Here is a 25614-nt window from a genome sequence, read left to right as displayed (position 1 = left end):
GCCAGAACGACTAACCCGGAAGATACAAAACCCCGTGCCGGCGCCCTGCATTTGCTGCAGGGCGGGACGGCACGGGGTGTTACGAAGCCGCAGGCCGATAGCCCCGGTGTGGCCTGGGCTTGCGCCTTAACGGGCCTGCAGCTTGAAGTTGTCGTCCGAGGGTTCCTTGGTATAGGCGCCCTGGTCGTGAACCAGCTTCTGCGTTCCGTTCATCAAGGTGGCAATGCGGCTGTCGGCGGTCTTGGCCGAGGCGGCCTGGTTGCTGGTGCCGGTGACCACGGGCGGGTTGAAGCTGAACGACCACAGGTAGTGCCACACCGCCGCGTTGTGCTTCTCGGTGATCTGCGTGGCGTTGAAGTACCAGGGCTTCAGCTCGCTGAAGGCGGTCATGTTCATCAGCCCCGGGTTCTCATCGCCGACGAAGACGGTGCTGGTGACGGCCGAGGAGCGGTAGGCCTCGAAGATCACGCCCTTGCCCTTCAGTTCGCTGACATAGCTGCGGCACACCGCACCGGTCCACTGATTGCCCAGCCAGCTCTTGGCATTGTTGGAGTAGAAGGGATCGAGCAGGGCCACGCGCTTGGGCAGCAGCTTGCTGTTGAGGGTGCCGGCAGTGACGGCATCGCTGATCTTCTTGCTCAGCACGATGGCCATCTGGTTGCCCAGCGAGTGGCCGAGGATGCGGATATTGCTGCCGGTGTAGCTGGCCATGTTGTCCTTGTAGCTCTTGAACAGCAGGTCGCTGGCGGACTGGGTCGGGCCGGTGCTGTAGACGCCGGCGGCGTTGCGCCAGCGCATGGCGCGCGGGCCACTGGTGCTCCAGATCTTGGCCTCGGCATCGGTGACTTCGCCCTCGTCGGCGAACTGGTTCCAGTACAGCACGCCAACGTTGTATCCGGCGTTGAGCCAGGCGGTGGCCAGATCCAGGCTCGGACCGCCGGCACCCTCGCGGTTGAACGTCTCGCGATCCTTGCGCGCGGTGGCGCCGTTCTGCCAGCCGTGGATGTAGATCACCGTCGGTTTGCTGGGGCCGAAGTAGGCGTTGCTCTGCCCGGGAACGGCTTTCTGCCAGGTATCGCCATAGCCAAACCAGTACAGGCCATAGTCGAGGTTGTTGAAGGTGGAGTCAGGGAAAACGCCGGGAGCGGCGTGGACGAGCGAGGAAAAGCACAGCAGGCAAAGCATGAATAGCTTGCGCATGGCGGGTGTCCCTAGTGTTGTTATTGTGTTGGGGCGCGGCCAATTAGGCAGAGTGCTGGCAACACTGTCAATGCACCAGGAGGCGGCCGCGGCGCGTCCATGCACGGGTGCGACAGCACCCGCTCATGTGGCTCCCGCGCCGGGCCGCTCCTGTCAGGTTGGCTAGTTGGGGAGCATGTCCACCAGCAGGCGCAGGTAGGAGGTCATGGTCTGCCCGCCCACGGTGCCCTTGTAGCCATGGCTGTCGAACTGGGTGCTCTTGACCAGGTTGACGCGATAGCGCGGGTTGGTCTCATAGGTGCGCCCGAGGGTGCTGGCGGAGCGGCTGTTGAACAGATCGGCGCTGACGGTCACGAACTCGCGCGGCTTGCGCCGGCCATTGGCACCGCTGTTGTTGGGGCTGCTGAAGATGTCGCCGGTGGCGGTCATCGCGGTGCTGTACTGCTCGCGACCGCGCAGGCTGGTCTTGCCGCTGGCGATCACGAACTGGCCGCTCTGCGGGCGATACTTGTCGCCGCTGGTCAGGTAGCTGGCCAGCACGTCGTACAGCGCCCAGCTGCTGCCACTGCCCAGTTCGGCATTGCGCAGGTCGAAGACGAACACGCCGCCGGTGCCGATTACCTCCATTTCCATCTGGCCGAGGCTGGCATTGTTCTGCACCAGCAGGCCGGTGTTCTCGTCCACGCCGAAGGCGAACGGCACGTTGGTGTAGTCGGCCAGGCGCACGATGCGGCCCTGGCGGCCCCGCTCGCTGAAGTGGGTATCCAGCAGGCCATAGTTGAAGAAGCGGAAGCCGCCTTGCGGGTCATACGCCAGGTCGTCTCCGGACGGCGTGGTGTAAGGCCCGTAGCGCAGCGCCTCGTAGCTCTCGCCACCGGTGACCATCGGCCCGTCGACCATGATCGCGGTACCGGCGCTGGTGCCGGCCAGCACGGCCCCCGCCGCGTACTTGCTGCGGATCGCGGCCAGCGCCGGGGTGTCGCCGCGGCTGGCGTTCTGCAGCGTCTGCACCAGGCGCGACTGGTCGCCTCCGCCGAAGAAGAAGCCGGTCATGCCATTTATCTGGCTGACCACGGTCGGGTTGCTGCTGTTGGCGATGTTGTCCAGGTCGATGGGGATCCACTCGGCCTTGACCGCGCCGTAGGTCTTCAGCAGGTTGGCGTAGTAGGCGCCGTTGGCCTTGGAGTTGGAGGCGTTGGCGGTGCCGGCATCCGGGTCCTGGCTCTCCGGAATGGAGGCGGCGGTGATCACGCCGATCTTGGCCTGGCCGCTGCCACCGGCCAGCTGGATAAAGCGCTGGTAGATGGCCGCGTTGTCATCCTTGAGGCCGCCGCCGACCAGCAGTAGCGCGCCTGCCGCATGCCCCAGGCCGGGTATCAGGGTAATCAGCAGAACGGCGTGGCGACACAGTTTGCTCAGTCTCATCTTCAGTTCTCCGTGGCTGCAGTTGTCTGCAGCGTTGTTGTGGATGTTGTGCAACGGGTACTGCGGAAACGGGGAATCAATAAACGCTGAAGCGTTGGAAGTACTGGCGCTCGATGCGGCGGTAGACGCCGTTGTCGAGAATCGCCACCAGGGCCTGGTCCAGGCGCGCGCGCAGGGCCTCATCGCCCTTGCGCACGGCGATGCCCTGGCCCTTGCCAAAGAACTTGGGAGCCTGCACGGCGTTGCCGACGCGTTCGAAGCCCTTGCCGCGCTCGGACTGGAGGAAGCCGAAGTAGCCGGACACCGCGTCGTCCAGCACCAGGTCCACTTCGCCGCGTTCCAGGGCCTGGTAGGTTTCTGCGGCGCTGGCGAAGCGCACGATGGGCAGGTGCTTTTCGTAGCGGGCGGCGAGGAAGCGGTCATAGGTGGTCTCGAGCTGCACGCCGATGCGTTTTCCGGCCAGGCGCCGCGGGGTGATGATCACCTCGTTGACGGTGCCCTCGCGGGCGAAGAAGAAGGCCGGGGTGTGCGCGTAGCGCTGGGTGAAGTCGACCAGGGCCTGGCGTTCCTCGGTGATCGACATCGACGCCAGGATCAGGTCCGTACGGCGCTCGCGCAGTGCCGGGATCAGGTCGTCCCAGGCGAAGCGCTGCAGCTCGCAGCGGGCGCGCATCTGCACGCACAGGGCGTTGGCGATGTCGACGTTGAAGCCCTTGAGGCGACCGTTCTGGTCGAGCTCCTCGAAGGGCGGAAATTGTCCTTCCATGGCGATGCGCAGCGTCTCGGCCTGGGCCGAAAGCGTCATGAACATGCCAAGCAGCAGGCAAACAAATCGCATGTGTCACTCCCACGAGAAAAAAAGGCGCCGGGCAGGCGCCTCAAGGCCAAAGGAGCAATCGAGCAGACCTTGAATCAAAGCAGCCGGCCTCCGCGCATGAGGTACGGAGGCCCGCGGCCCTACAGGCGGCCCGTGACAGGTGACACGGGCCGCAACATCACAGGATGCTCAGCGGGTAGTCGACGATCACGCGGAACTCGTGCAGGTCGCCCTCGCCCTGGTCACCATTGGCGTAGTGGAAGGCCTGGCGCAGGCGTACGGACAGGTCCTTGGCCGGACCCTCCTGGACGACGTACTTGATGTCGATGTCGGTCTCGCTGTGCTTGCCGTCCTCGCCGTAGTAACCGACGTAGCCGCCGTTCACATCCGCGTCGGTGCCATCGATATCGCTGCCCTTGACGTAGGTGACCTTGGTGGTCAGGCCGGGGACGCCGAGGCCGCTCCAGTCGTAGCCATAACCGATGCGCCAGGACTTCTCGTTCGGTGCGTTGAAGTCGGAGTACTGCATGGAGTTGGAGAGGAAGATCGAGTCACCGCCGACGTAGTCGAACGGGGTGTCGCCGTTGACGCGCTGATAGGCCAGCAGGATCGAGTGCGAACCCAGGGCGTAGGTGGCCGCCAGGCTGTAGGTGGTGTTGCTGATGTCGCCCTGCAGGGCATCACCGGTATCGCTGGTGCGGTACAGGTTGAGGTCGAAGTTCAGGCTCTGCCCTTCGCTGATGCTCAGGGTGTAGTTGAGGTTGCCGTAGTACTGGTTCCAGGTGTCCTCGAAGCGCGAGGCGTACAGGCCCAGGGCCAGGTCGTCGCTGACGTTGTACCAGCCGCCGGCGAAGTCGATGGTCTGGCCGATCTCGCCGCTGCCGTAGTTGAGGTACAGCTCCTCGTCACTGTTGGTCGAGTTGCGGTTGTTGTAGGCGGTGAAGTGACCGGCCTCCAGGGCCAGGCCGTCGATCTCGCCGCTGCTGACATGGAAACCGGTGGCGGTTTCCGGCAGCAGACGGCTATGGGCAGTGGCGAATACCGGTGCCTCGGTACGCATCTCGCCGTACTTCAGCACGGTCTCGGAAATGCGCAGCTTGGCGGCGCCGCCGGCCTCGCCGTATTCATCCTGGGCACGGCCCTCGTCGCTGATCGGCAGCAGACCGGTGCCGGTACGGCCGCGACCGCTGTCCAGCTTGATGCCCATGTAGCCATAGGCATCGGCGCCGAAGCCGACGGTGCCCTGGGTGAAGCCCGAGGCGAACTCGGCCATCACGCCGTGGGCCCACTCCTCGCGGTAGTTCTGGCCACCCGGGTTGTTCTTGAAGTCGCGCTGGAAGTAGTAGTTGCGATTCAGCAGGCTCAGCTCGCTGTCTTCGACAAAGCCCTTGGCATCGGCCTGGCCAGCCACGGCCAGCTGGCTGCTGGCGGTGGCGACCGCCAGGGCGAGACAACTCAGTTTCACGAGGTTCATGCCTTACTCCATTTCTAGTGTTGTTGGCGGGCCTGCGGCCCTTCTTGGTTTTTGCCCGGTCAGACAAAGAGTTCTGCTGTCAGCACCTCTGGGCGCCTGCCCTTGCTGATCACCGCCTCCAGGCACAGCGTCGATTCGCCATCCGGCCAGCAGACGAAGTAGCCCGCGGTCTTCTTCGGGCTCTTCAGCTTGAATTTCCATTCGCGCTCGGCGAACTCGCCGACATCGCGCAGTCGCTGCTGCAGCTCGATCACCGCGAAGAAGCCGGCCGGCGTCTCGACGCGCTCCAGCACGCGCACCTCGGAAGTGCGCAGCGCCTGGGCCGCGGGCTGGTGGTCGTGCAGCAGCTTGTCCAGGGCGAACAGCTCCAGATTGTTCAGTTGCATCGGTACATCTCGTTTTCTGGTTTTCTCGCGGGCAAACGCTGCCCGTCCGCCCTGTCACGACAGGGCGTGTTCGGTTGCGTATCAGGCGGTCAGGACGGTTTGGCGAGCCCGATCAGGCGAGCCAGGCTGCGTGCGGCCTCTTCCCGGCTGACGGTTTGCTGTGGCTGGAAGCGGCCGGAATCGGCGCTCATCCACCCCTCGCCGACCAGCAGCTCGGCGGCCTCGGCGGCGGCGGGATCGGTACCGGCCAGGTCCTTGAGCGGCGCGCGGCGCGTCAGATCGGTCTTGGCGAAGTTCTCGACCAGCGCCTTGCAGGCCAGCGCCCACTCCGCCCGGGTCACCTCGCGCTCGCCATCGAAGCGCTCGCCGCTGTGCAGCCAGCCATTGGAGACCGCCACCTCGATCTGCTCGCGCAGCGGGTGGTCCTGCTCGATGTCGACGAGCTTGGGCAACTTGTCCAAAGCCGGCTCGGCGGCCAGGGTCATCTGCAGCGCGTTGGCCAGCTCGTAGCGGGTCAGCGCGCGTTTGGGCTCGAAGCGGTTGTCGCCATCGCTGGTCATCAGGCCGCGGAAACTCACCGCGCGCACCGCGTCCGGCCAGCGGCTGGCGGCGGCGTCCTGCGGGCTGCTGCGGGCCGGGTCACGCAGGAAGGCATCCACCGGCGCGATGTCCAAGCGCACGTTCTGCACCGTGTAGTTGGTCAGCGAGTCGTTGAAGCGGCTGTGGGCCTGGAATCCGGCGGCCTCGCTGAGCTCGAAGCGATAGCCATAGTGGTAGCCGTTGGCCGGGTTGTAGCGGGTCATCAGCCCCACCTGGCGGGTAGCGGTGTTGTCGGCCAGGCCATAGAGCACCGCACGCGACATGGCGGATACCGCGGACAGGTCGGTGAGCAGCTGGTTGCCCACCAGGTATTCGTTACCGGCGGTGATCGGCTCCTTGCCCTCGGCTGGCTGGACCTTGCCGCTGGCCAGGTCATAGCGGTCGCCATGGCCGAGCATGGCCAGGCGCACGTTCTGCAGGCGGGTACCGTACAGGCCGAACTCCTTGTGCGCCTGGCTGGCATCCATCACCGTCAGGTAGCCCTCGCCGAGCACCTGCAGCTGGCCACCGGGCTGAACCCAGATAGCCGTATTGGTATCCAGACCGAAGCCCTTGGCCGGCCGCTGCTCGACCAGGTAGCTGGCCATGCGCGCCGCGCGACCGGTGCTGGTTTCCTCGATCTGGTCGAAGTGCTGGTCGATGATGCCGGCCTTGAACAGGCCCGCGCCCTTGAGCAACGCCGTGCCGCGCTGATCGGCCTTGGCCGCCACGCCGAAGTCCAGGGTGTCCATGACCACGCCGTAGGCGGTCGGCATGGTCGAGCCGAGAATGCTGGCGCCGGCGCTGGTGCCGGCGACCACGCCACCCTTGTCGAACACGCCACGCACCGCCTTCAGCGTCAGCGATTCGCTGCCGTCGCCGTTGTACAGCGCGCGGGCGATACGCGCCTGGTCGCCGCCGACGAACCACACGGCGCTGGCCTCGCTCAGCGGCTTGAGCACGGCCGGGTCGTTCATGGTGGTCTGGTAGTTCTGCTTGTCGATACCGACGATGCTGATGCGCTCGGCCGGCACGCCCAGGGCCTGCAGCTCGGCCTGGAAGCGCTTGCTGGAGCCGAGGCTGCCGCTGGCGGTGGGCATGATGGCGATGCGCGCCCGCTCGGCGCCGCCGGCCAGTTCGATGAGCTTCTGATAGACCTCGGTGTTGCTGGCCCGCAGCATGCCGCCGACGGCCAGCAGATGGCCTTCGGCCAGGGTCGGCGCGCAGTGGCCGGCAAGAATCAGGGTGGCGAGCAGCACGCCAGGTTTGGTCTGCATTCTCATTTCTTGTTGCTCTTCTTCTGAGTAGGGAGTGTTCGGCACACAACCAAATGACTCATTTATTTTCATAAATCAGTCAATTTGAAATGTTGTATACCAACGAAATTCCGCGATCAACCCCAGGCAGCACCACAGAAACAGACCGAACAGACAGCTTATTGAGCCTAAAACAGCTCTATTACGGCACTCTTCGCAGCCGCATCAGGCTGAAATTATTTTTTCAGAGAACAATACAATTGACATGATTTTTTCTTGACCTTAGCTTTGCTGACACAAAACGTGTCACTCACCACCGCAACACAACACAGCCAGGCCGCCTCATCTGCGCGGCTACTGGAGCTCTGGCCCACAAAGCCAGGGCTGAGAAATTCGCCGCCAGGCGAAGCAATGCACCTCACCCGCGAGGGTGGCCAACCATCCGCAACTGGAGTCATAAGATGAACAAGATCGCTCTGCTCGGCGCCCTGGCGCTCTCCGCCTGCGCCACCCTGGCACAGGCCCAGGAAACCCTGCGTATCGGCATCGAAGCCGCCTACCCGCCCTTCGCCTTCAAGACCCCGGATGGGCAGATCAGCGGCTTCGACTACGACATCGGCAATGCGCTGTGCGCGCAGATGCAGGTCAAGTGTGAGTGGGTCGAGCAGGCCTTCGACGGCCTGATTCCCTCGCTCAAGGTGCGCAAGGTCGACGCCGTGCTGTCGTCCATGTCGATCACCCCGGATCGCCTGAAGTCCGTCGACTTCACCAAGAAGTACTACCACACCCCCGGCAAGCTGGTGATGAAGGCCGGCACCGAGGTCAAGGACCCGCTGGTCGACCTCAAGGGCAAGAAGGTCGGCGTGCAGCGCGCCTCCACCTACGATCGCTACGCCAGCGACAAATTCGCCGATGCCGGCATCGAAGTGGTGCGCTACGGCTCGCAGAACGAGGCCTTCCTCGACCTGGCTTCCGGGCGTATCGATGCCTCCCTGGCCGACGTGGTGAACATCGGCGAAGGCTTCCTCAAGACCGACGGCGGCAAGGGCTTCGCCCTGGTCGGCCCGGACTTCAACGATCCGAAGTACTTCGGCAACGGCGCCGGCATTGCCGTGCGCAAGGGTGATGCCGCCACCGCCGAGAAATTCAGCAACGCCATCGCCGCCCTGCGCGCCAACGGCAAGTACGAAGAAGTCCAGGGCAAGTACTTCGCATACGACATCTACGGCCAGTAAGAGCCTGTGCACAGGGGTATCCGGCGAGTCCGGATACCCCTTTTTTCTGCCGACATTCCAGGTAAGCCATGATACGGATCGATCACCCCCTCCCTTGGAACAGCCCCGGCACGCAGCGCCAACTGAGCGTGCTGCACTTCGGCCAGGGGCCGCGCAAGGCCTACATTCAGGCGGCCTTGCACGCCGACGAATTACCCGGGATGCGCGTAGCCGTGGCCCTGCGTCAACGCCTCACCGCGCTGGAGGCGAACGGACAGCTACTCGGCCGCATCGAGCTGGTACCGGTCGCCAACCCGATCGGTCTGGCCCAGGTGTTCCAGTCCACCCACCAGGGCCGCTTCGACTTTGCCAGCGGCAAGAACTTCAACCGCGACTTCCCGGATCTGGCCGCGCTGATCGCGCCCAAGCTCCACTCGCTTCTGGGCGACGATGCGGCAGACAACCTTGCATTGATACGCGAGCTGATGGTCGGCGCCCTGCAGGACCTGCCACCGGCCGGAACGCCCCTGGAAGGATTGCAGCGGTTGCTGCTCGGCCATGCCTGCACGGCCGATCTGGTGCTCGACCTTCACTGCGACTTCGAGTCGGTCCTGCTGCTCTACGCCCTGCCCCAGCTGTGGCCTCGGCTATCCGGGCTGGCCGCGCACCTGAGCGCACAGGCGGCGCTGCTGGCCGAAGACTCCGGCGGTCAGTCGTTCGACGAGGCCTGCGCCACACCCTGGCTGAAGCTGGCCGCGGCCTTTCCCGATGCGGCGATTCCCGCTGCCTGCCTGGCCACCACCATCGAACTCGGTGGCATGGCCGATACCGAGGCGCAGCGCGCCGAGGCAGACGCCGAGGCTATCCTCGCCTTCCTCGCGGAACAGGGCTTCATCGACGGCAGCTGGCCGAACCGGCCCGAGCACCAGTGCCCGGCAACGCCCTTCGCTGGCGCCCAGTACGCCTACCCGCCGCACCCGGGCGTGGTCAGCTATCTGCAGCCCTTGGGCGCACGGGTAGCGGTGGGCGATCCCCTGTTCGAGGTCATCGATCCGCTCTCCGGCCAACACAGCATCGTGCGCGCCACCACCGACGGCCTGCTGTATGCCCGCGAGCGCCTGCGCTTTGCCCAGCCCGGCCTGTGGTTGGCCAAAGTGGCCGGCGCCATGCCGATCCGCAGCGGCCGCCTACTGAGCGACTGACGCTGCCGCAGACGCAGCACCATCGGATACACTGCCGCCCCAGCCCATCGACAACGCCGCCGCTCACATGACCCCAGCGCCGAACGATCTGACCGTCTATACCTCCCCGGTGATGCGCAAGCTGGCATCGGCCTCGCCCGACCTGCAGCCGTCCCTGCGCAAGGTGGCCGACTTCATCCTTCGCCATCCGCTGAAGGCCGCGACCCTGACCATCGAGGAGCTGGCCCAGGAGACATCCACCTCCGCCGCGGCGGTCAATCGCCTGGCCCGCGCCCTCAAGTTGAGCGGCTTCAGCGCGCTCAAGGCCGCCCTGGTGGCCACCCTGCAGGACCTGGTGTCGCCGGTGGACAAGCTGCGCAACGAAATGGCCCAGCGCCCGGACGGCGCCTTCGGCCTGCACGAGCAGATTCAGGTCGCCAGCGGCAACCTCGGCACGGCCGCCAACAGCAACAGCCCGGCGACCTTCGAAGCCTTCGTCGACTGCCTGATACAGGCCCGCCGCATCTACATACTCGGCTTCGGCAACAGTGCCTACATGGCCGGCCTGGCGGCCGCCAACCTGGTGCCCTACTGCGCCGACGCCGTCGCCATCAGCATGGAAGGCGGCAACGAGAACGCGGCCTATCGCCTGGCCGCCATCACCGAGAACGACGTGCTGCTGGCGATCTCGCTGCCACGCTACTCGCTGGACACCATCCATCTGGCGCGCTTCGCCAACGAGCGCGGCGCTCGCGTACTGGCCATTACCGACTCGCCCGCCTCGCCCCTGGTGCGATTGGCCGAGTACGTGCTTTTCGCCCCCGCCGACCACCCCATGCTGATCAGTTCGAATACGGTGGTGCTGGCGCTGATCGAGAGCCTGGTCGCCGCCGTGATGACCCGCAACAAGGAGGCGGTAAAGCTGGCCGCCGAACTCACGGAAAGCGTGCTGTCGTACCTGCACATACCGGCAGAGCAGCCGCGCGCGCGCAAGACCATGCGCAAACGCAAGGAATGACCTGCGCCCTTGAGGTGAAGCCGCAAGACCAGAACCGGAGCCCGCTACAGGCTCCGGTTTTTGCTTATGGGTGGTCACCTAGCGCGGTGCAATAACGCTCGCCTGGTCGCCACCGGTAGTCGCGTGGCGCTGGCCACGGCAACGCGCGGAGCAGTAGCGCGCCTCCTCCCAGCAGCGTGCCCAGCGGCGCCGCCAGGCGAATGGCCGGCCGCAGACCACGCAGGTCTTCTGCGGCAGATGGGGCTTCTTCACAGCGCCTCTCCGCCATCCAGACGCGCCAGCAGCTGCTCGCCACGCTGCCACAGCGCGCTGACGCGGGACTCGTCCATGCGCTGCAGGTTGCGATAGGCCATGGCCATGCGCGGGTTGCGGCCGAGGCGATCGCGATGGCGCATCAGGAAGTGCCAGTAGAGCGAGTTGAACGGGCAGGCATCGTCCTCGATCGCCCGGTCTACCCGGTAGCGGCAGGCGGCGCAGTGATCGGACATCCGCTGGATGTAGCGGCCGCTGGCGCAATAGGGCTTGGAGCCCAGGTAGCCGCCGTCGGCGTGCATCACCATGCCCAGGGTGTTGGGCAGCTCGACCCACTCGAAGGCGTCCAGGTACACCGCCAGGTACCACTCGCAGATGGCCGCGGGAGCGATACCGGCGAGCAGGGCGAAGTTGCCGGTCACCATCAGCCGCTGGATGTGATGGGCATAGCCCAGCTCCAGCGTCTGGCCGATCGCCCGGGCCATGCAGCGCATCTCGGTGCGGCCGGTCCAATAGAACTCCGGCAGCGCCCGGCTATTGCCGAACACATTGAGCGCGGCGTAGTCCGGCATGCGCAGCCAGTAGATGCCGCGTACGTACTCGCGCCAGCCGATCAGCTGGCGGATAAAGCCTTCGGCCGCGTTGAGCGGCACCCAGCCCTGACGATGGGCGCTCTCCACGTCGGCGCACAGCTGGCGCAGGTCCAGCAGGCCGATGTTGAGGGCGGCGCTGATGCGCGCATGGAACAGGTAGGGCTCGCCCTCGACCATGGCGTCCTGATAGTCGCCGAACGACGGCAGGGAGAACTCCAGGAAGTGCTGCCAGAGTTCCTGCGCCTGGGCGTGGGTCACCGGGTAGTCGAAGCCTTCCAGGCGACCGTAATGGCTGGCGAACCGCTCGGCCACCAGGGCCACCACCTCGCGGGTGATCGCGTCCTGCCCGAAGCGCGCGGGAAACGGACCGCGCGCACCTTTCGGCAGGGCCTTGCGATTGTCGGCATCGAAGTTCCAGCTGCCGCCCAGCGGCCCGCCGTCGGGCTCCAGCAACAGCCCGCTGCGCCGGCGCATCTCGCGGTAGAACAGCTCCATGCGCAGCTGCCGGCGACTGCCCGCCCAACGCGCGAACTCTTCGCGGGAACAGAGGAAACGGCGGTCGACGTGCCAGTTCAGCGGCAATCCGCTGGCACGCAGCGCCTCCTCCACCCGCCACTCGCCGCATTCGGTGAGGTGCAGTTCCGGACCACCCAGGGCGTCGTGCCAGCGGCGCAACTCCCCCGCCAGGCTGCCGCTATTGTCGACGGCATCGAGGCGCACATAGATCACCCGCCAGCCGCGCGCCTCCAGCGCTTGCGCGAAGTGGCGCATGGCGCTGAAGACCAGCACGATCTTCTGCGGGTGATGCGGCACGTAGCGCGCCTCCTCGCTCACCTCGGCCATCAGCACCGCGTCGCGGGCCGGGTCGAGGGCATCGAACAGCGAGAGGTCGAAGCTGAGCTGGTCGCCCAGCACCAGACCGAGGCGGCGGATGCCGTCGCTCACCAGCGCTGCTCCAGCGACAGCGGCAGGCGCAGCGGCTCGATCGCGCCCTCGCGAACGCCGCACATCTCGTCGTGGGCACAGTGCTGCACCAGTTCACAGGGCAGGCGCGGCAGATCCTGCAGCAGCTCGCGGACCTGAGTGGACGAGCGCAGGTGCAGCACCTTGCCCTGCTCGTCGCGCAGCGGCTCGAGGCCCGAGGCGAGCCTGGCCTGCAGGATGTAGAAGCCACCCTCCAGGGACACCACCTCGAGACCCTCGACATGGCCCGCCAGCGCGGCATCGCCCAGTTGCTGAAGATTCATCGCCCTACCCTCCGGATCGCACCTGGTCAGTTGTCCGAGGCGGAGTCGCGGCGGAAGAACAGGGTCACCTGGCCCAGTTCGACGCCGAGCTTGCTCATGCTCGAACGGTTGATGAGGGTGTCCTCGTCCATCAGGTACATCCAGTCATCGAAGTCCACTTCCCAGGTCGTGCCGTCCACCTCCAGGTTCAGTCGATAGCGCCAGCGCAGGGCATTGCCCGCCACCTCGCCCTGAGCCTCGCCGATCACGTCCGCGGCGCGCCCTCGCCAGCGCCCCTCGCCGGCCGGAACCAGGTTCCAGATTCGCTGTTGGCGGGTGCCGTCGCTGTAGAGAAAGCGCTCGTCGAGGATCAGCCGCTCACCCTCGCGGCGGCTGGTGATGTCGACCGTGAAGCGCTTGACCACCTCACCCGAGCGATTCTGGAAGATGCCCCAGGCCTGCACCGGGCGCGAGAAGTACCCCGGCAGATCCAGCTGCGGGCGCTCATTGGCGTAGTGCTCGACCTCGACACTGCCGCAAGCGCTCAGCAGCAGGACGCACAGCAAACAGATCCCGATGCGCATCGTCGGCCTCCTCATGGGCTTGTCTCGTTGAGCCCCAGCAGCTCGCGGCGCAGCTCGGGATGGCGAGTGCGGGCGTCCAGCCAGATGGCGAAGAAGGCGCAGGCGAAGTCGGTGTCGGCCACCGCGTGACGGAACTGGCCGTCGATATAGAAGCTGCCGCCCTCGCCCGGCTGGTAGAGGCCGGTGATGCGCTGGCCCGGCTGCACATCGACGAAAGCCTTGCGCATCTCGCCGTCCCAGGCCGCCAGGCGGGCCTCATCGAGCGAGGGGCCGCCCAGCCGGCGCATCTCCTCCAGGCTGGCTTGCACCAGGGTGTCCCGCGACAGCTCGCGGCGGTAGATCAGTTCCAGGGCAAAGGGTTGTTCCCAGCTCACTGCCGTCGCAGGACTCCACAGACGGGCCTGATACACCCGCCAGCCGAACCAGGTGAAGTCACCCTGGCCGACCAGTGCGGCACCGGGAAGCTCGGTACGCCAGTCCGCCCAGGCCGATGGCGCCGCCATCAGCAACCACAGCAGGGCAATACGGCGCAGCGTCGGGGAAGTGGAAATGGCCAGGACCATGGCGATTCTCTAGGTCTGCTCACACACGACAATACTTATACAAACACGAAATTCTGTATAGGTTTTTCAGAAAATCTTTCGTCGGTCGGTCGTGCGCGCCTGTCAGATCCCACGAGCGAAATCGGCCACATCGACGGGCAACTTCGGCTGGAAGCGGCTTACTGCGGCTCTGTTCATCGCATATGAGTTTCCGTATATTCGAAAAACCATATGTAATGAGCGACCGCCGTGCTAACCCCGCCCGAGCTCTTCAAGTGCCTCTCCGACGAGACCCGCGCCCGCGCCACCCTGCTGATCGCCGAGCACGGAGAGCTGTGCGTCTGCGAGCTCATGTGCGCGCTGGACGACAGCCAACCCAAGATCTCCCGCCATCTGGCCCTGCTGCGCAGCGCCGGCCTGCTGCTCGACCGCCGTCAGGGCCAATGGGTCTATTACCGTCTCAATCCGCAGTTGCCGGCCTGGGCCGCAGAAGTGCTCAAGCTGACCCTGCAAGCCAATGCCGACTGGCTGGCGAGCGACACCTCTCGCCTTTGCAACATGGATGGGCGCCCCGTCCGTACCTGCTGCTGATCCTCATCCGTAAGAGTCCGCCATGCTGATTGCCGCTGCCGTCTTTCTGTTCACCCTCGTCCTGGTCATCTGGCAACCCAAGGGCCTTGGCGTTGGCTGGAGTGCCGCGCTGGGAGCCGTCATCGCCCTCGCGGTCGGTGCCGTATCGCTGCAGGACATCCCCACCGTATGGGCCATCGTGTGGAATGCCACCGCGACCTTTATCGCGGTGATCATCATCAGCCTGCTACTCGACGAGGCCGGTTTCTTTGAATGGGCCGCCCTGCATGTGGCGCGCTGGGCGGGTGGCAACGGGCATCGCCTGTTCGCCTTCTGCGTGCTGTTGGGCGCCGCCGTTTCCGCGCTGTTCGCCAATGACGGTGCCGCGCTGATCCTCACGCCCATCGTGATCTCCATGCTGCTGGCGCTGCGCTTCTCCGCCGCCACCACGCTGGCATTCGTCATGGCCGCCGGGTTCATCGCGGACACCGCCAGCCTGCCGCTGGTGGTATCGAACCTGGTGAACATCGTCTCGGCGGACTATTTCGACCTGGGCTTCGCCGAGTACGCCTCGGTGATGGTGCCGGTCAACCTGGTCAGCGTCGCCGCGACCCTGCTGGTGCTCTACCTGTTCTTCCGCCGCGACATCCCAGCGCAGTACGCCCCCGAAGTGCTGAAGGCGCCCGCCGAGGCAATCCGCGACCGTTCGACCTTCGTCGTCGGCTGGTGGATGCTGCTGGTGCTGCTGGTCGGCCTGTTTGCCCTGGAGCCCCTGGGCATCCCCATCAGCGCGGTGGCGGCGGTGTGTGCGGCCATCCTCTTCGCCGTAGCGGCCAAGGGGCATGTGATCTCCACTCGGCGAGTGCTGCGTGAGGCGCCCTGGCAGGTGGTGATCTTCTCGCTGGGCATGTACCTGGTGGTCTACGGACTGAAGAATGCCGGCCTCACCGACTCCCTCACCCTGGTCCTGAATCGCCTCGCCGAGCAGGGCGTGTGGGCTGCGGCCCTGGGCACTGGGCTGCTGTCGGCGGTGCTGTCCTCGGTGATGAACAACATGCCCAGCGTGCTGATCGGCGCGCTGTCGATCCAGGCCAGCGACTCCAGCGGCATCGTCCGCGAGGCGATGATCTACGCCAACGTCATCGGCTGCGACCTGGGCCCGAAGATCACCCCCATCGGCAGCCTGGCCACCCTGCTCTGGCTGCACGTGCTGGAACGCAAGGGCATCCGCATCACCTGGGGCTACTACTTCAAGGTCGGCATCCTGCTGACCCTGCCGGTTCTGCTTGTCACCCTTTCGGCCCTGGCCCTGCGCCTGGCCATTTGATAGTTCGGGAGCACAACATGCGAATTCTCTTCATGTGCACGGCCAACAGCTGCCGCAGCATCCTTTCCGAGGCGATGTTCAATCACCTGGCGCCCGAAGGTTTCGAGGCCGTCAGTTCCGGCAGCTTCCCGAAGGGGCAGGTGCTGCCGCGCAGCCTCACTACCCTGCAGCACGCAGGCATCTCCATCGACGGGCTGAGCAGCAAGGGCAACGATGCCTTCGAGGGCAATCCGCCGGACATCGTCATCACCGTCTGCGACAAGGCGGCGGGCGAGGCCTGCCCGGTGTACTTCGGCCCGGCGCTGAAGGCTCACTGGGGCCTGGAAGATCCGTCCGACGTGCAGGGTGACGAGAGCGAAGTGGACGCTGCCTTCCGTGCCACACTGGCGCGTATCGAGCAGCGCTGCCGCGTGTTCCTCGCCCTGCCCTTCGAGCGCCTGAGCCGCGATGAGCTCAAGCGTGCGCTGGACGGCATCGGCATCCTGTAAGCGCCTATCGTCCCGAAACCGGAGAGTGTGATGACCAGTGCAGCGCTCCAGTTCTCAGCCGTTTCGCCAACCGGGCTTGCGGCTCTCGCCCAGGCGCTGCGGGAGGCAGGGCTACCGGATGATGATGTGGCGCTGCCCGGTCGGGTCTTCTATGCCTTCCAGCTCGCGGGGCAGCACGTTGGCTATGCAGGGCTGGAGGTCTATGGGCCAGTTGCGCTGCTGCGCTCCGTACTGATCGTTGCGCGGCACAGAAGGCGCGGGCTTGGAAGCCTGGTGGTCAGCGAGATGGAGAGGCTCGCACGCGACAGCGGAATCGAGAGCCTGCACCTGCTGACCACCAACCAGGCGCCGTTCTTCGAGCGAATCGGCTACCTGCCGGCGCCGCGCCAACTGGCGCCAGCCGAGATAGCAGGAACCGCGCAATTCAAATCGCTCTGCCCAGCCTCGGCCAGCTACCTGCGCAAAGCTCTCGCGGGAAATGCTCCGGCAGGTGACGAGGCCGCATGGCCATAAATCATCTGCTGATCGGCCGGGCCTGCTTCATCGTGACGGCTGGAGCCCTACCCAACGGCTACAACCAGCGTCCGGGAATGACCCTGCTGCTGGCGGATGGTGAGCCACTGGCGCTGGAATTCGACGACCAATCCATTGCGACGGCAGATGCCTGGCTGCTGGCTCCGGAGATCCGGCGCCGCTTCGTCCGCCCACAGGCGCACATCAGCATCACGGTCGAGCCGAGCCACCCGGCCTATGCACGGCTGCTGCGCTGGGCGCGTGTCAGCCCGAATGCGGCTCATCGCTTCGAGGTGGCCGCTGCGGATCGAACACGGCTGGCCGCGGTAGCGACGCAGCAGGCGTTCGATGCCTGGCTGGATGGCTTGCTGACCGACAATCAGCAGCCATCGGCCACCGCCAATCCGCGCCTGGAGCATCTGCTGGCCCTGGTACAGGACGCCGATATCGAGACCACGGCGGAGCAGATCTGGCAATCCTTCCGCCTGCGCTACCCGAGCACCCAGGCCCACTGCTCGCACTGGCTGCAGGACAGCATCGGCATTCCACTGCGCAAGCTGCTGCTCTGGCAGAAACTGCGCCGGGCCCTGGAGGCGCTGAGCGGCGCCCAGGGTGCGACCGAGGTAGCCCACGCCGCCGGCTTCGCCGACTCGGCGCACCTGTCACGCATCTGCCTGCGCACCTTCGGGCTGCGGCCATCGCAGGCCAACGACCACAAAATCCTTCAAGTAAACCGCTTCCCGGATTACTGACACTGACACCCTCGCATTCTGAGGAAAGTGTCATGCCCCATCTCGATACCTGGGTCGTCAGCGGCCTGCTGCTAGCACTGGGCAGCCTGGAGCTGCTCGCCGGGCGCATGCTCAACAGGCGGCAGTCGGACGAGCTGGCGGTCGATCTCGTCAGCCTTGCCCAGTTCGCCCTGCTGATCAAACCGCTGATCATCGCCACTGCCGCACTGCTGCTCGCGCAGTGGGCACCCGGTTGGGCCGATAGCCTGGCGGCGATGCCACTCTGGCAAGCCGTTCTGCTGGTGGTCATTCCGGCGGACTTTCTGCACTACTGGTACCACCGCCTGGGCCATACGCTGCCCTTCATGTGGCACATGCATCGCACCCACCACACGGCGACCGCGATGAGCATCAGCGTGGCCTACCGGGAGAACTGGCGCTGGTTCATGTTCATGCCGGACATCTGGTACGCCGGCGTGATGGTCTACCTGGGCCTGGGTGAGGCGGTGCTGATCGGCCACCTGATCTTTGGCTGCGCCAACGTGCTGGTACACAGCGCCTTCGCCTGGGACAGCGGCCTGTACCGCATCCGCTGGCTTTCGCCCCTGGCCTGGCTGCTGGAGCGCACCGTACAGCTCCCCAGCACTCACCGGGCGCACCATGCCGAGCTGGATGAACACGGCAAACCGCCACACCATAACTTCGGCCAGCTGCTGTACCTCTGGGACACGCTGTTCGGTACGGCCAACTTCACCCGCGCCCGTTATCCGACTCGCTATGGCATCCCCCATGATCCGGGCGACTCTTGGTGCGTCCAGCTGTGGTGGCCATTGTGCAGATCGAAGAAGCCGGGGAGCGAGTACAGCTGAGCGCCCAAGGAGGTCCGCTTCTGGCCGGTTAGCGCCCTGCGTCATGACTGGCGATCCTTGTCCTCCCTCACGAGGAGGACAAACCATGAACACCATTGCTATCTGTAGCCGCCAACCCTGGAACAAAGGAAAGCTGGTTGGGCAGAAAGCCCCGCTCCGCCTACGAGATATCTGGGCGATCCGGGTAAGGCTTCAAATTGCGGAGAGAGTCCGGGACCTAGCCCTCTTCGATCTAGCCATCGACAGCAAGCTTCGAGCCTGCGACTTAACCAAGCTTCGTGTGCGCGATGTCGCTCATGGCGAGCGAGTGTCCTCGCGGGCCATTGTGATGCAGCAGAAAACCCAGCGCCCAGTACAGTTTGAAATCACCGAGCAAACACGTATTGCTCTGGAAGCTTGGATACATCAGGCGCATCTCCGCAACGAGGACTGCCTTTTCCCGAGCCGGCTACATAGCTCAGAGCATCTCTCCACTCGGCAATACGCACGAATCGTCAAAGCCTGGGTGAGAGCAATTGGTCTTGATCCTGCCCTGTACGGCACTCACACCATGAGACGCACCAAGGCATCTCTGATCTATCGCAGGACGAAGAACCTGAGGGCAGTTCAACTGCTGCTTGGCCATACAAAGCTTGAGAGTACCGTTCGATATCTTGGCATTGAGGTCGATGACGCCTTGGAGATGGCAGAGCAGACAGAGGTTTGACTATGCACGGCGACGGTCCGATTCGGGCCGTCGCTAACCGGCCAGACGCGGACATTGAGAAGGATTGTTCGACAGTGCGTCTAGCCTCTACAAAGCGCTTCGTCGATGACTAATTAGTGAGTTTCGAGTCACCATTCAACCCGTTGCCTCTTTCCTTCCACTGTGTGGCCCAAGCGGCCAGATGTTCTGGGGGCATGGGCCGTGCAAATGCCGTAGCCCTGAGCTACGTGGCAACCCATACGTTGCAATAGGTGTGCATGCTCACGTGTTCACTCCTTCGGCTATCACCTCAAGCTTGATAGTGTTGCCATGTGCTTGGCGCGGCGCCCGCCGTCGGCATAGGTGCAGTGGTGCACAGGCTTTTCCACTGTCCGCGAGGCAATCTGCGCAATTGGATGCCGCGATGGCACCAGGTACAACATAGGGACACTCGGCCACGCTTCCCCCCAGCAGCGAGGGGGGCTATGCGAGACAGGAGGATCTGGCGGGACGAGAATACGAAACCGGCCCACAAGGGGCCGGTATTGCGAAGGACGCAGCGAGCTCTATTCGGCCCGTACGACCTGGGGCGGGGTCCAGCTGCCGTCGAGAATCGACGGGTTCTTATCCTTCGGCCAGTACATGCGCATCATCGGCAAGAAGTCTCCCTTTGGCGCCGGCAGCCAATTGGCCTCCTTGTCCTTGCCGGGCGACTCATGCTGGAAGTACAGGGTCAGCGAGCCGTCAGCGTTGTACTTTAGATCGTTACGCGGGCTGACGGTGAACTTGTTCAGCGCGTTGGGCACGAACCACCAGCCTTTGTCGATCTGGTACATGGTGATGGACCAGAAGCCATTCACCGGCGGCGTCTGCCCCTTGGCGAAGGTCAGGGTATAGCGGTTGGCGCCATTGAGTGTCCGTCCCTCGCTGTCGACCGTGGTGTAGGGATAGACGGCATCCTGTTCCACGTTCGCCGGCCAGCCGAATGCGGCGACCACGGCGCGCTTCATGTAATGCGTGCCGTAGACGCCGAGGCCCTTGGTGTAGGTCCAGCCGTTGATCTTGCTACCTAGGGACGGCTGGTTGGCACCGATTTCCTTCAGCGCCACTGCGGGAAGGTCAGCCAGGGCTTTCTGTAGCTCCGGGTCCAGCTTGCTCATCTCGAATGGCTTGCAGGGCTCGATTCCCAGCTTGGCCATACGCGCCAGGATCGGACCATCCTCAGCGGCCGGCGGCGCCTCCTCGCACATCAGCGAGGCGAGCTTGTTGAAGTAGGTTTCCGTGCTCATGCCCAGGATCACGTCCTGCGGCTTGTCGGTCATGCTGAAGCCCGGATTAGGGTCCACTGCCGGCACCTTGGGTGTGTAGGGCTTGCCCCAGGCCGACAGTGGAGTCAATTTCAACTGCGCCTGCAGCGCGTTGACCGCCTGGTAATCCTGCTCGCTGCCGTCGGCATAGGTGCGCCCCAGGATCAGCATTTTCCGAGTGGGCGACTGGATCTGCACCATGCCCTCGGGCACCTCACCCTTCCAGCCGGGGCCGGTGAGCAAGTAATTGGTCGCGGTGCGGCTGTCAGTGCGCGCGCCAGGCGAATGGAAGATACCCATCCACAGGCTGTACATCGGCAGCAGGAAGTAGCGCTTACCCATGTCCGGCTGGCTAAGCACCTGAGGCTCGCTCAGGTCCACCCATGCGGCCGAGTACAGCGTGTCGGCATTGGGTGCCGATACGCCGCGATAGTCTGCTGGCGGATAGCGCTTGACGTTGATGAACTGCCCCATGGGCCCATGCTCGCCCGCTACCTTGTCCACGTTAGTCATCTGCACGCGGGTGACTTCCGTGGTGATCAGCGAGTAACCGTAGACGTAGGTATCCTTGGCAATCTGCAGAAGCTCATCCTGATCGGCGGCCAAAACATGGCCGGCAAGCCCCAGGCTGATAGCACCAGCCAGCATGGCTGTAGTTGCAACTCTCATATGCATTCTCCTTAGCTATGAGATGGTTTATGCGCGACGGAACCCGACGCGACTTGATATCAATCACACCTTCGTGCGCAGTCGATGCAGGACTATCGGAACTTCAAAACGTCGGTGGTGAGCTCGTCGACAACCGGCTTGAGGTCGGCGAACTCAATGGCCTGGCGGTTATTACTCAGTGTCTTTCCGAAGCCCTTGCGAACAACCCGCAATACGGCCTTTCCCGTACTGGTGTCGACGAGTTCTCCCTCCAAAAACAACTCGGTATCCTGGTCGCGTTCACCGGAAGCCGTCATTGCGCCGGCCACCACCAACGCCACGGGAATCACCTCATAAGGTTTGAGGCCCTCGGTCTCTGCACTGACACCAGTAATGGCACCGCGAAACTCGAGAGTGCGGGGGCCGCTGGAAAAACCCACCAGCTGGAAGCGCTGCGACAGCGCCTCGCTCAAGCGCCGATTGGCATACTTCAAGAGCTCGTCATAGGTTGACTGCCCGATGCGATCTGTAGTCTGCGGGGTTGGATAGAAGCGAAGCGGCTGAAAGATCAACTTGTCATAGTTGGCGGCACTGAAAGCGGGATCCACCCAACGCAACACCTTCTGCCCACCCGCACTTTCGACAGACTGCAGCCCGTCATAGCTGGAAAGAAATCCTGAATACTGCGTTTGCTTCACTGTTTGGCTGGTACAGCCAGTCAGTAACACTGCAGCAGCAATTACGCCGCTGAGAATCAAAGTCTTTGCCATCACTACGCTCTCCTTGTTGGAAGCTTTCCTACGAAACACCTGAACACGCAGCCGATAAGCGCTCTCATCGGCTAGCACGCCCGCAAAATCCACCACAATCAGACCTACCCCTCACATGAACCGTGAGCGGCTGAGTACTTAGAAACGCCACGTTGCGCTGGCGCTTAGCGCCTGGATCCAGGCGTTGTCGAATTCACCCGACACCCGCTGGGGATCATTACGCGGGAGCGACTTCTGCTGACTGACCTCCATATCCCCGAGCCAAACCATTTCATAACTCAGATTCACTTCAGTCTGAACATCCAGGGCATACGTTAACCCCGTCCCGAAGCGCCAGGTCTCTGCCATCGGAACCGTGAGCGTACGATCCTCGTCACTCACCGGTGAGCTGTCGTAGCCGATACCGAAGCTCCACATCCAGCGCGGGTCGAACCGGTACTGTGTGCCGACAGAGAGATGCCAGGTGTCTTGATAATTCGACTCAAGCGTTGCTGAGCGAGGCCGACTGCTATCCAGATCGACCCCCACTTCACCGAACCTGGACCAGTCTTGCCAATTGACACTGGCCAGAAGCGCCCACTCGTCATCGAGCTGGTGATAGAGGCTGAAGGTCAAGGTTTGTGGCACATGCATATCGATGCGGGTAGCGGCATCGAGCAACCCGCGCTCATTCAGCAAACGCGTAGCCACCGGACCAACGCCCTGGAGGTCCAAGCCATCCTCCAGCTCTATGTCGATTTCGCTCGTATAGCTCAACCCCAAACGAGTGCCTGGCTCGGGGGCATATATAGCCCCCAGATTGGCCCCATAAGCCCAATCATCGTCACGATAATTCAGTTGGCCGTCCGAACGCTCGAGTAGTCCGAACGGGTCATTGTCGATAGCCAGCTGGCTGTCCAGAGTTGCATAGAAAGCCCGGACGCCAATACCGAATGCCCAGTGCTCGTTCGCCTTATAGGCCAGCGTCGGCATCAGCGACATGCCGAGCAATTCGCCGTTTTGCAGGAAGTAGCGGCCGCTCCAGTCGTTCTCATAGTCCAGGCTGAGACCGAAATCGCCATAGCTGGCGAAGCCAACTGCCCAGCCATCACCCAGCTCTTGGGAGATGAAGAGACTTCCTCCCGGCGACCACTCCATCGCGTTGCCGCCATCGGCGCCTGCGACATTGGTGAAACCATCGGTTTTGAAGTCGAGATTACCGTGCAGGACCTGGGCCCCGAGGCTGATCTGCGTGCCAGGCAACCAGGCTATACCAGCCACGTTGCTGGCCAAGGTAGAGGGCCCCTGAGCACGTGCGCCGGCTCCAGCATTGGCCAGACCGACATTGTCCGTGCCGACCTCATAGAGCAGCAGACCACCTGCCAGGAGCTGGCCGGGGATCATCAGAAAAGCGGTTGCAGCGACAACAAGAACAGGTTGGCTCATGGTGCAATCCCTGACGGAGCGGTATCCAAGCGCTGACGATACTAGCCACGTTTATCAGTAACCAGCTGATTCAAAGCCTAGATTGCGGAGCGCCCCACATCCCCGCATCAGACGGTATGAGATGGCGCGACTCAGAAATGAACGGGGTGGAGGTCCGCTTCTGGCCGGTAGCAGCCCCTCACGAGCGACTGGTAACGGCCATAAAGCGGACAGTTACGCCGGATTAGCAGTCCTTACTTAAAGCTTGAATGCCCCTACGGAAGCAGGGGCGACTCAGAATGATCTTCTGGTCACGCAAACATCTCATGGCTGGGCGAAGCTTAACGCCCTATAGGGGGGTCCAGATTTGAGCCACAACAGTCGGAATTAAAACGGTGACCAGTGCGGAGGGGTATCTGGAACGTAGCCATGAAGGCCTTTTACCTTCTTCACGTTGCAATCAAATCGAGTGGACTCCCCGATAGAAGGGGTTTCGCCTTCACCCTTACCACACCCTGCATCACCCAAGGCTTGCCGGAGGGTGTTGGTAGTAGCCATTTGGCCATACGGCCCGTAGCACTTAAACCCTCGCTTGTTCTGCGTGCACCATGCGAAAGCCTCGTCGTCACTGGTGCTTGCCTCGCCTGGTTTCCCTTGCGATCCGTCTCCTGACCCTCCCGTCACAGGCTTCTTGCTGCCTGAAGTGCCGGCGTGCTCCGTATCCGCTGCGCCACCGCTACCACCATTGGCGGACAGACGACGAGCTTCCGCCTCTTCCTCTCTGGTTTGCGGGCAGAGTGGCCAGTGGGCGGGGCCTTCATCTCCAGGTCGGTTGCAGAGGCGAACTTTCCCTTGGGCCATGTTGCTCGCCTCAGCCGCAGGCTCGGGCAGGCTCGGTGTCGGCGTGATGCTGTTGGTTGCAGTGCTCAGCTGGATCTTCGACGGTAGGATCTTATTGGTCCCCGCCACTTGCTTCCGCTTCTCCGCTTGCTGTTGGCGTTGCTGTATCTGTTGCTGAACTGCATTGAGCTGCGCCATCACCGCAGGGTCGCCGCCACCTTCTGCTAGTGCTTGCTGAGTTTGTGCCAAAGCTGCGGCAACAGTCGCATCCTGTTGGGCCTCCAGCTCGGAAGAGTCAGTCAAGGCATTGGCTTCGTAGTTGTCGCCGCCACGTCCGTCTACGGCGGAGGACTGCTGAGCTTGCGCCGCTTGTTGCTGCTGCATGGCTAGAGAGGCTGCCTCTACGCGCTCGCGTTCCACCTGCTCGCTCATTGCAGCTAGTGTCGCATCAAGGTTCGCTTGGGATTGAGCGGCATTTGCGGCGGCCACTGCGTTCGCGGCCGTCAGTGCTTGGTTCATCGAGGCAGATAATTCGAGCAAGCGGGTAGAGCGCTCGCTGGCAGCGCGTGCTTCGTTGTACTGATCGATTCGCGCTAAACGCTCGACCTTTTGCGCACTGCTTTCTCGCAAATAGGTCTTGTCGAATTTCCTGAGCTCACCATTCACCCATTTCTCTGAATGAACGAGCAACTTGTCGGACCCGACTAGCTCATACGTGAAACGATTCTCTCCGAAGTAGTGTTTTGCTTTATTGGTGCCTTCAAGCACAACGAGTCCTACGGGTTCTCCAAAGTAGAAATCTCGTTCGCCAGTAAAGGTGCTATTGGCCACGATTTCGTTCTGATGGCCAGGCCTCAATGAGAAAATGACGTAAGTGGCATCCCACACTTCATCGCCCATACGCGCATGGATCAGCTTTTTTTCAGGGATCCACTCGAAGTCGAGGTTGTTCGATTCACTGACCACCCAGTTAGAACCCGCCAGTTTGGCGAACAAACCCCATTCAGGCCCAAGTGCCGCAGCAGCGACGGGCGCCTGAATCGGTGCTGCCTTACTGGGGGCAACACTTGCCACTTGGGTTGGAGCGCTCGCAGGTGCTGGCATGATTGTGCCGCTGGGATGGTAAGTCGTTGTGGTGTCGACACTCGCTACTGCGCCCCCTCTCAAAGACACATTTTCGCGCAGCAACGTACCGTCGGCAGCTCGAATCATTCGGAACGGCATGTTGGAGAAAGCGTTGCTCTGGGTGAAAAGAATGGATGACGTTCCGTCAATCTTGCCGTCCCAAGCAAAGATGTTGCTGTTGTACTGCAGATAGCCTGGTATCTGTCCCGGCGTGATCGTATTGGTAGCTGCCAGCGCACCAGTTGCGGGGTTTCGAAACTCTTCGCCTAGTACTGCGTTCGGTCTGATCCACCGGTAGGTCACCTGATACTGGTTCTGTGCGGTCCAGGTTGTGCCAGCAAGGTCGTGGAATGGCCCCCAGATCTGCTCGCTGGTTGCCTGGCTTTGAGCTAGCCAGGAAGGATCATTGGAGGGGACATACGCGGTAGCGCAACCAGTAAGGCTCAACACCAACGCAACCAACATCCAGATCGGTTTCTTGTTCATTTTCCCTGTCTCTTCTCATGGGGAACTCGAACGGATCGTACGCTGCCTGTAGATCCTCGCTGAACATTTGAATCGAATTGCTGGCGCATTGCCACTGGCTGTGC

Annotated in this window: 25 protein-coding genes; 10 read left to right on the top strand and 15 right to left on the bottom strand. The window is 63.3% G+C overall.

Annotated features, from left to right (window positions below):
* Window positions 1-126: 126 nt before the first annotated feature.
* From FFS62_RS07380 to FFS62_RS07355, 6 genes are all read right to left on the bottom strand, one after another.
* The gene (locus FFS62_RS07380) at window positions 127-1200 is read right to left on the bottom strand and encodes a hypothetical protein (RefSeq protein WP_137972118.1); all 1074 of its coding nucleotides are present in this window, start codon (window positions 1198-1200) and stop codon (window positions 127-129) included.
* 162 nt (window positions 1201-1362) lie between these two features.
* Window positions 1363-2625, bottom strand: coding sequence for a cyanophycinase (locus FFS62_RS07375; protein WP_137972117.1), 1263 nt, complete (start codon window positions 2623-2625; stop codon window positions 1363-1365).
* A gap of 76 nt (window positions 2626-2701) precedes the next feature.
* Complete coding sequence (locus tag FFS62_RS07370; protein ID WP_137972116.1) at window positions 2702-3463, bottom strand: transporter substrate-binding domain-containing protein; 762 nt, start codon at window positions 3461-3463, stop codon at window positions 2702-2704.
* A 157-nt stretch (window positions 3464-3620) separates the two neighbouring features.
* Window positions 3621-4916: an OprD family porin gene (locus tag FFS62_RS07365; RefSeq protein ID WP_137972115.1), complete on the bottom strand. Its 1296-nt coding sequence runs from the start codon at window positions 4914-4916 to the stop codon at window positions 3621-3623.
* Window positions 4917-4975: 59 nt separating this feature from the next.
* Complete coding sequence (locus FFS62_RS07360; protein WP_137972114.1) at window positions 4976-5302, bottom strand: hypothetical protein; 327 nt, start codon at window positions 5300-5302, stop codon at window positions 4976-4978.
* An 89-nt stretch (window positions 5303-5391) separates the two neighbouring features.
* Window positions 5392-7158: a cyanophycinase gene (locus FFS62_RS07355; RefSeq protein WP_256662139.1), complete on the bottom strand. Its 1767-nt coding sequence runs from the start codon at window positions 7156-7158 to the stop codon at window positions 5392-5394.
* A gap of 440 nt (window positions 7159-7598) precedes the next feature.
* On the opposite strand from FFS62_RS07355, the gene FFS62_RS07350 reads away from it, so the two are divergent.
* From FFS62_RS07350 to FFS62_RS07340, 3 genes are all read left to right on the top strand, one after another.
* Window positions 7599-8372: an ABC transporter substrate-binding protein gene (locus FFS62_RS07350; protein ID WP_137972112.1), complete on the top strand. Its 774-nt coding sequence runs from the start codon at window positions 7599-7601 to the stop codon at window positions 8370-8372.
* Between the two features lie 68 nt (window positions 8373-8440).
* The gene (locus FFS62_RS07345; protein ID WP_137972111.1) at window positions 8441-9553 is read left to right on the top strand and encodes a succinylglutamate desuccinylase/aspartoacylase family protein; all 1113 of its coding nucleotides are present in this window, start codon (window positions 8441-8443) and stop codon (window positions 9551-9553) included.
* Window positions 9554-9620: 67 nt separating this feature from the next.
* Window positions 9621-10550, top strand: a complete 930-nt coding sequence (locus FFS62_RS07340; protein WP_137972110.1) for a MurR/RpiR family transcriptional regulator — start codon at window positions 9621-9623, stop codon at window positions 10548-10550.
* Between the two features lie 78 nt (window positions 10551-10628).
* Here the strand turns inward: FFS62_RS07340 and FFS62_RS07335 are convergent, their stop codons facing one another.
* From FFS62_RS07335 to FFS62_RS07315, 5 genes are read right to left on the bottom strand one after another with little or no spacing between them, the layout of a single operon-like run.
* Window positions 10629-10802 carry a DUF2256 domain-containing protein gene (locus FFS62_RS07335; RefSeq protein WP_137972109.1) on the bottom strand — a complete coding sequence of 58 codons (174 nt, stop codon included), beginning with the start codon at window positions 10800-10802 and terminating at the stop codon, window positions 10629-10631.
* Entirely contained in the window at window positions 10799-12340 is a 1542-nt protein-coding gene (locus FFS62_RS07330; protein ID WP_137972108.1) for a cryptochrome/photolyase family protein, read from the bottom strand. Before FFS62_RS07330 ends, FFS62_RS07335 begins: the two co-directional genes overlap by 4 nt.
* Window positions 12337-12642: a DUF6482 family protein gene (locus FFS62_RS07325; protein WP_137972107.1), complete on the bottom strand. Its 306-nt coding sequence runs from the start codon at window positions 12640-12642 to the stop codon at window positions 12337-12339. Before FFS62_RS07325 ends, FFS62_RS07330 begins: the two co-directional genes overlap by 4 nt.
* A 26-nt stretch (window positions 12643-12668) precedes the next feature.
* Window positions 12669-13205, bottom strand: a complete 537-nt coding sequence (locus FFS62_RS07320; protein WP_137972106.1) for a DUF3833 domain-containing protein — start codon at window positions 13203-13205, stop codon at window positions 12669-12671.
* 11 nt (window positions 13206-13216) lie between these two features.
* Window positions 13217-13768, bottom strand: coding sequence for a chalcone isomerase family protein (locus FFS62_RS07315; protein ID WP_137972105.1), 552 nt, complete (start codon window positions 13766-13768; stop codon window positions 13217-13219).
* Between the two features lie 228 nt (window positions 13769-13996).
* On the opposite strand from FFS62_RS07315, the gene FFS62_RS07310 reads away from it, so the two are divergent.
* From FFS62_RS07310 to FFS62_RS07280, 7 genes are all read left to right on the top strand, one after another.
* Window positions 13997-14338, top strand: a complete 342-nt coding sequence (locus FFS62_RS07310) for a metalloregulator ArsR/SmtB family transcription factor (protein WP_137972104.1) — start codon at window positions 13997-13999, stop codon at window positions 14336-14338.
* 22 nt (window positions 14339-14360) lie between these two features.
* Window positions 14361-15644 carry an arsenic transporter gene (locus tag FFS62_RS07305; protein WP_137972103.1) on the top strand — a complete coding sequence of 428 codons (1284 nt, stop codon included), beginning with the start codon at window positions 14361-14363 and terminating at the stop codon, window positions 15642-15644.
* Between the two features lie 17 nt (window positions 15645-15661).
* Complete coding sequence (locus FFS62_RS07300; RefSeq protein ID WP_137972102.1) at window positions 15662-16132, top strand: arsenate reductase ArsC; 471 nt, start codon at window positions 15662-15664, stop codon at window positions 16130-16132.
* Between the two features lie 30 nt (window positions 16133-16162).
* Window positions 16163-16645, top strand: coding sequence for an arsenic resistance N-acetyltransferase ArsN2 (arsN2, locus tag FFS62_RS07295; RefSeq protein ID WP_137972101.1), 483 nt, complete (start codon window positions 16163-16165; stop codon window positions 16643-16645).
* On the top strand, window positions 16636-17397 hold the full coding sequence (locus tag FFS62_RS07290; protein WP_137972100.1) for a helix-turn-helix domain-containing protein: 762 nt from the start codon (window positions 16636-16638) through the stop codon (window positions 17395-17397). Before arsN2 ends, FFS62_RS07290 begins: the two co-directional genes overlap by 10 nt.
* A 32-nt stretch (window positions 17398-17429) precedes the next feature.
* Window positions 17430-18245, top strand: a complete 816-nt coding sequence (locus FFS62_RS07285) for a sterol desaturase family protein (RefSeq protein WP_137972099.1) — start codon at window positions 17430-17432, stop codon at window positions 18243-18245.
* Between the two features lie 85 nt (window positions 18246-18330).
* Window positions 18331-18951, top strand: coding sequence for a tyrosine-type recombinase/integrase (locus tag FFS62_RS07280; RefSeq protein ID WP_137972098.1), 621 nt, complete (start codon window positions 18331-18333; stop codon window positions 18949-18951).
* A 545-nt stretch (window positions 18952-19496) separates the two neighbouring features.
* On the opposite strand, the gene FFS62_RS07275 is transcribed toward FFS62_RS07280, so the two are convergent.
* The 4 genes from FFS62_RS07275 to FFS62_RS07260 form a co-directional block, all read right to left on the bottom strand.
* Window positions 19497-20906 (bottom strand): DUF1254 domain-containing protein, encoded by a 1410-nt coding sequence (locus FFS62_RS07275; RefSeq protein WP_137972097.1) that lies wholly within the window; start codon window positions 20904-20906, stop codon window positions 19497-19499.
* A 92-nt stretch (window positions 20907-20998) separates the two neighbouring features.
* Window positions 20999-21655 (bottom strand): DUF3313 domain-containing protein, encoded by a 657-nt coding sequence (locus FFS62_RS07270; RefSeq protein WP_137972096.1) that lies wholly within the window; start codon window positions 21653-21655, stop codon window positions 20999-21001.
* A gap of 138 nt (window positions 21656-21793) precedes the next feature.
* Window positions 21794-23080 carry an OmpP1/FadL family transporter gene (locus FFS62_RS07265; protein ID WP_137972095.1) on the bottom strand — a complete coding sequence of 429 codons (1287 nt, stop codon included), beginning with the start codon at window positions 23078-23080 and terminating at the stop codon, window positions 21794-21796.
* A gap of 366 nt (window positions 23081-23446) precedes the next feature.
* Window positions 23447-25510: a hypothetical protein gene (locus FFS62_RS07260; RefSeq protein ID WP_137972094.1), complete on the bottom strand. Its 2064-nt coding sequence runs from the start codon at window positions 25508-25510 to the stop codon at window positions 23447-23449.
* Window positions 25511-25614: the final 104 nt, after the last annotated feature.

It is taken from the genome of Pseudomonas sp. F(2018), assembly GCF_005508865.1.
Taxonomy (GTDB): Bacteria; Pseudomonadota; Gammaproteobacteria; order Pseudomonadales; family Pseudomonadaceae; genus Aquipseudomonas.
This window is presented reverse-complemented; position numbering and strand designations above follow the sequence as displayed.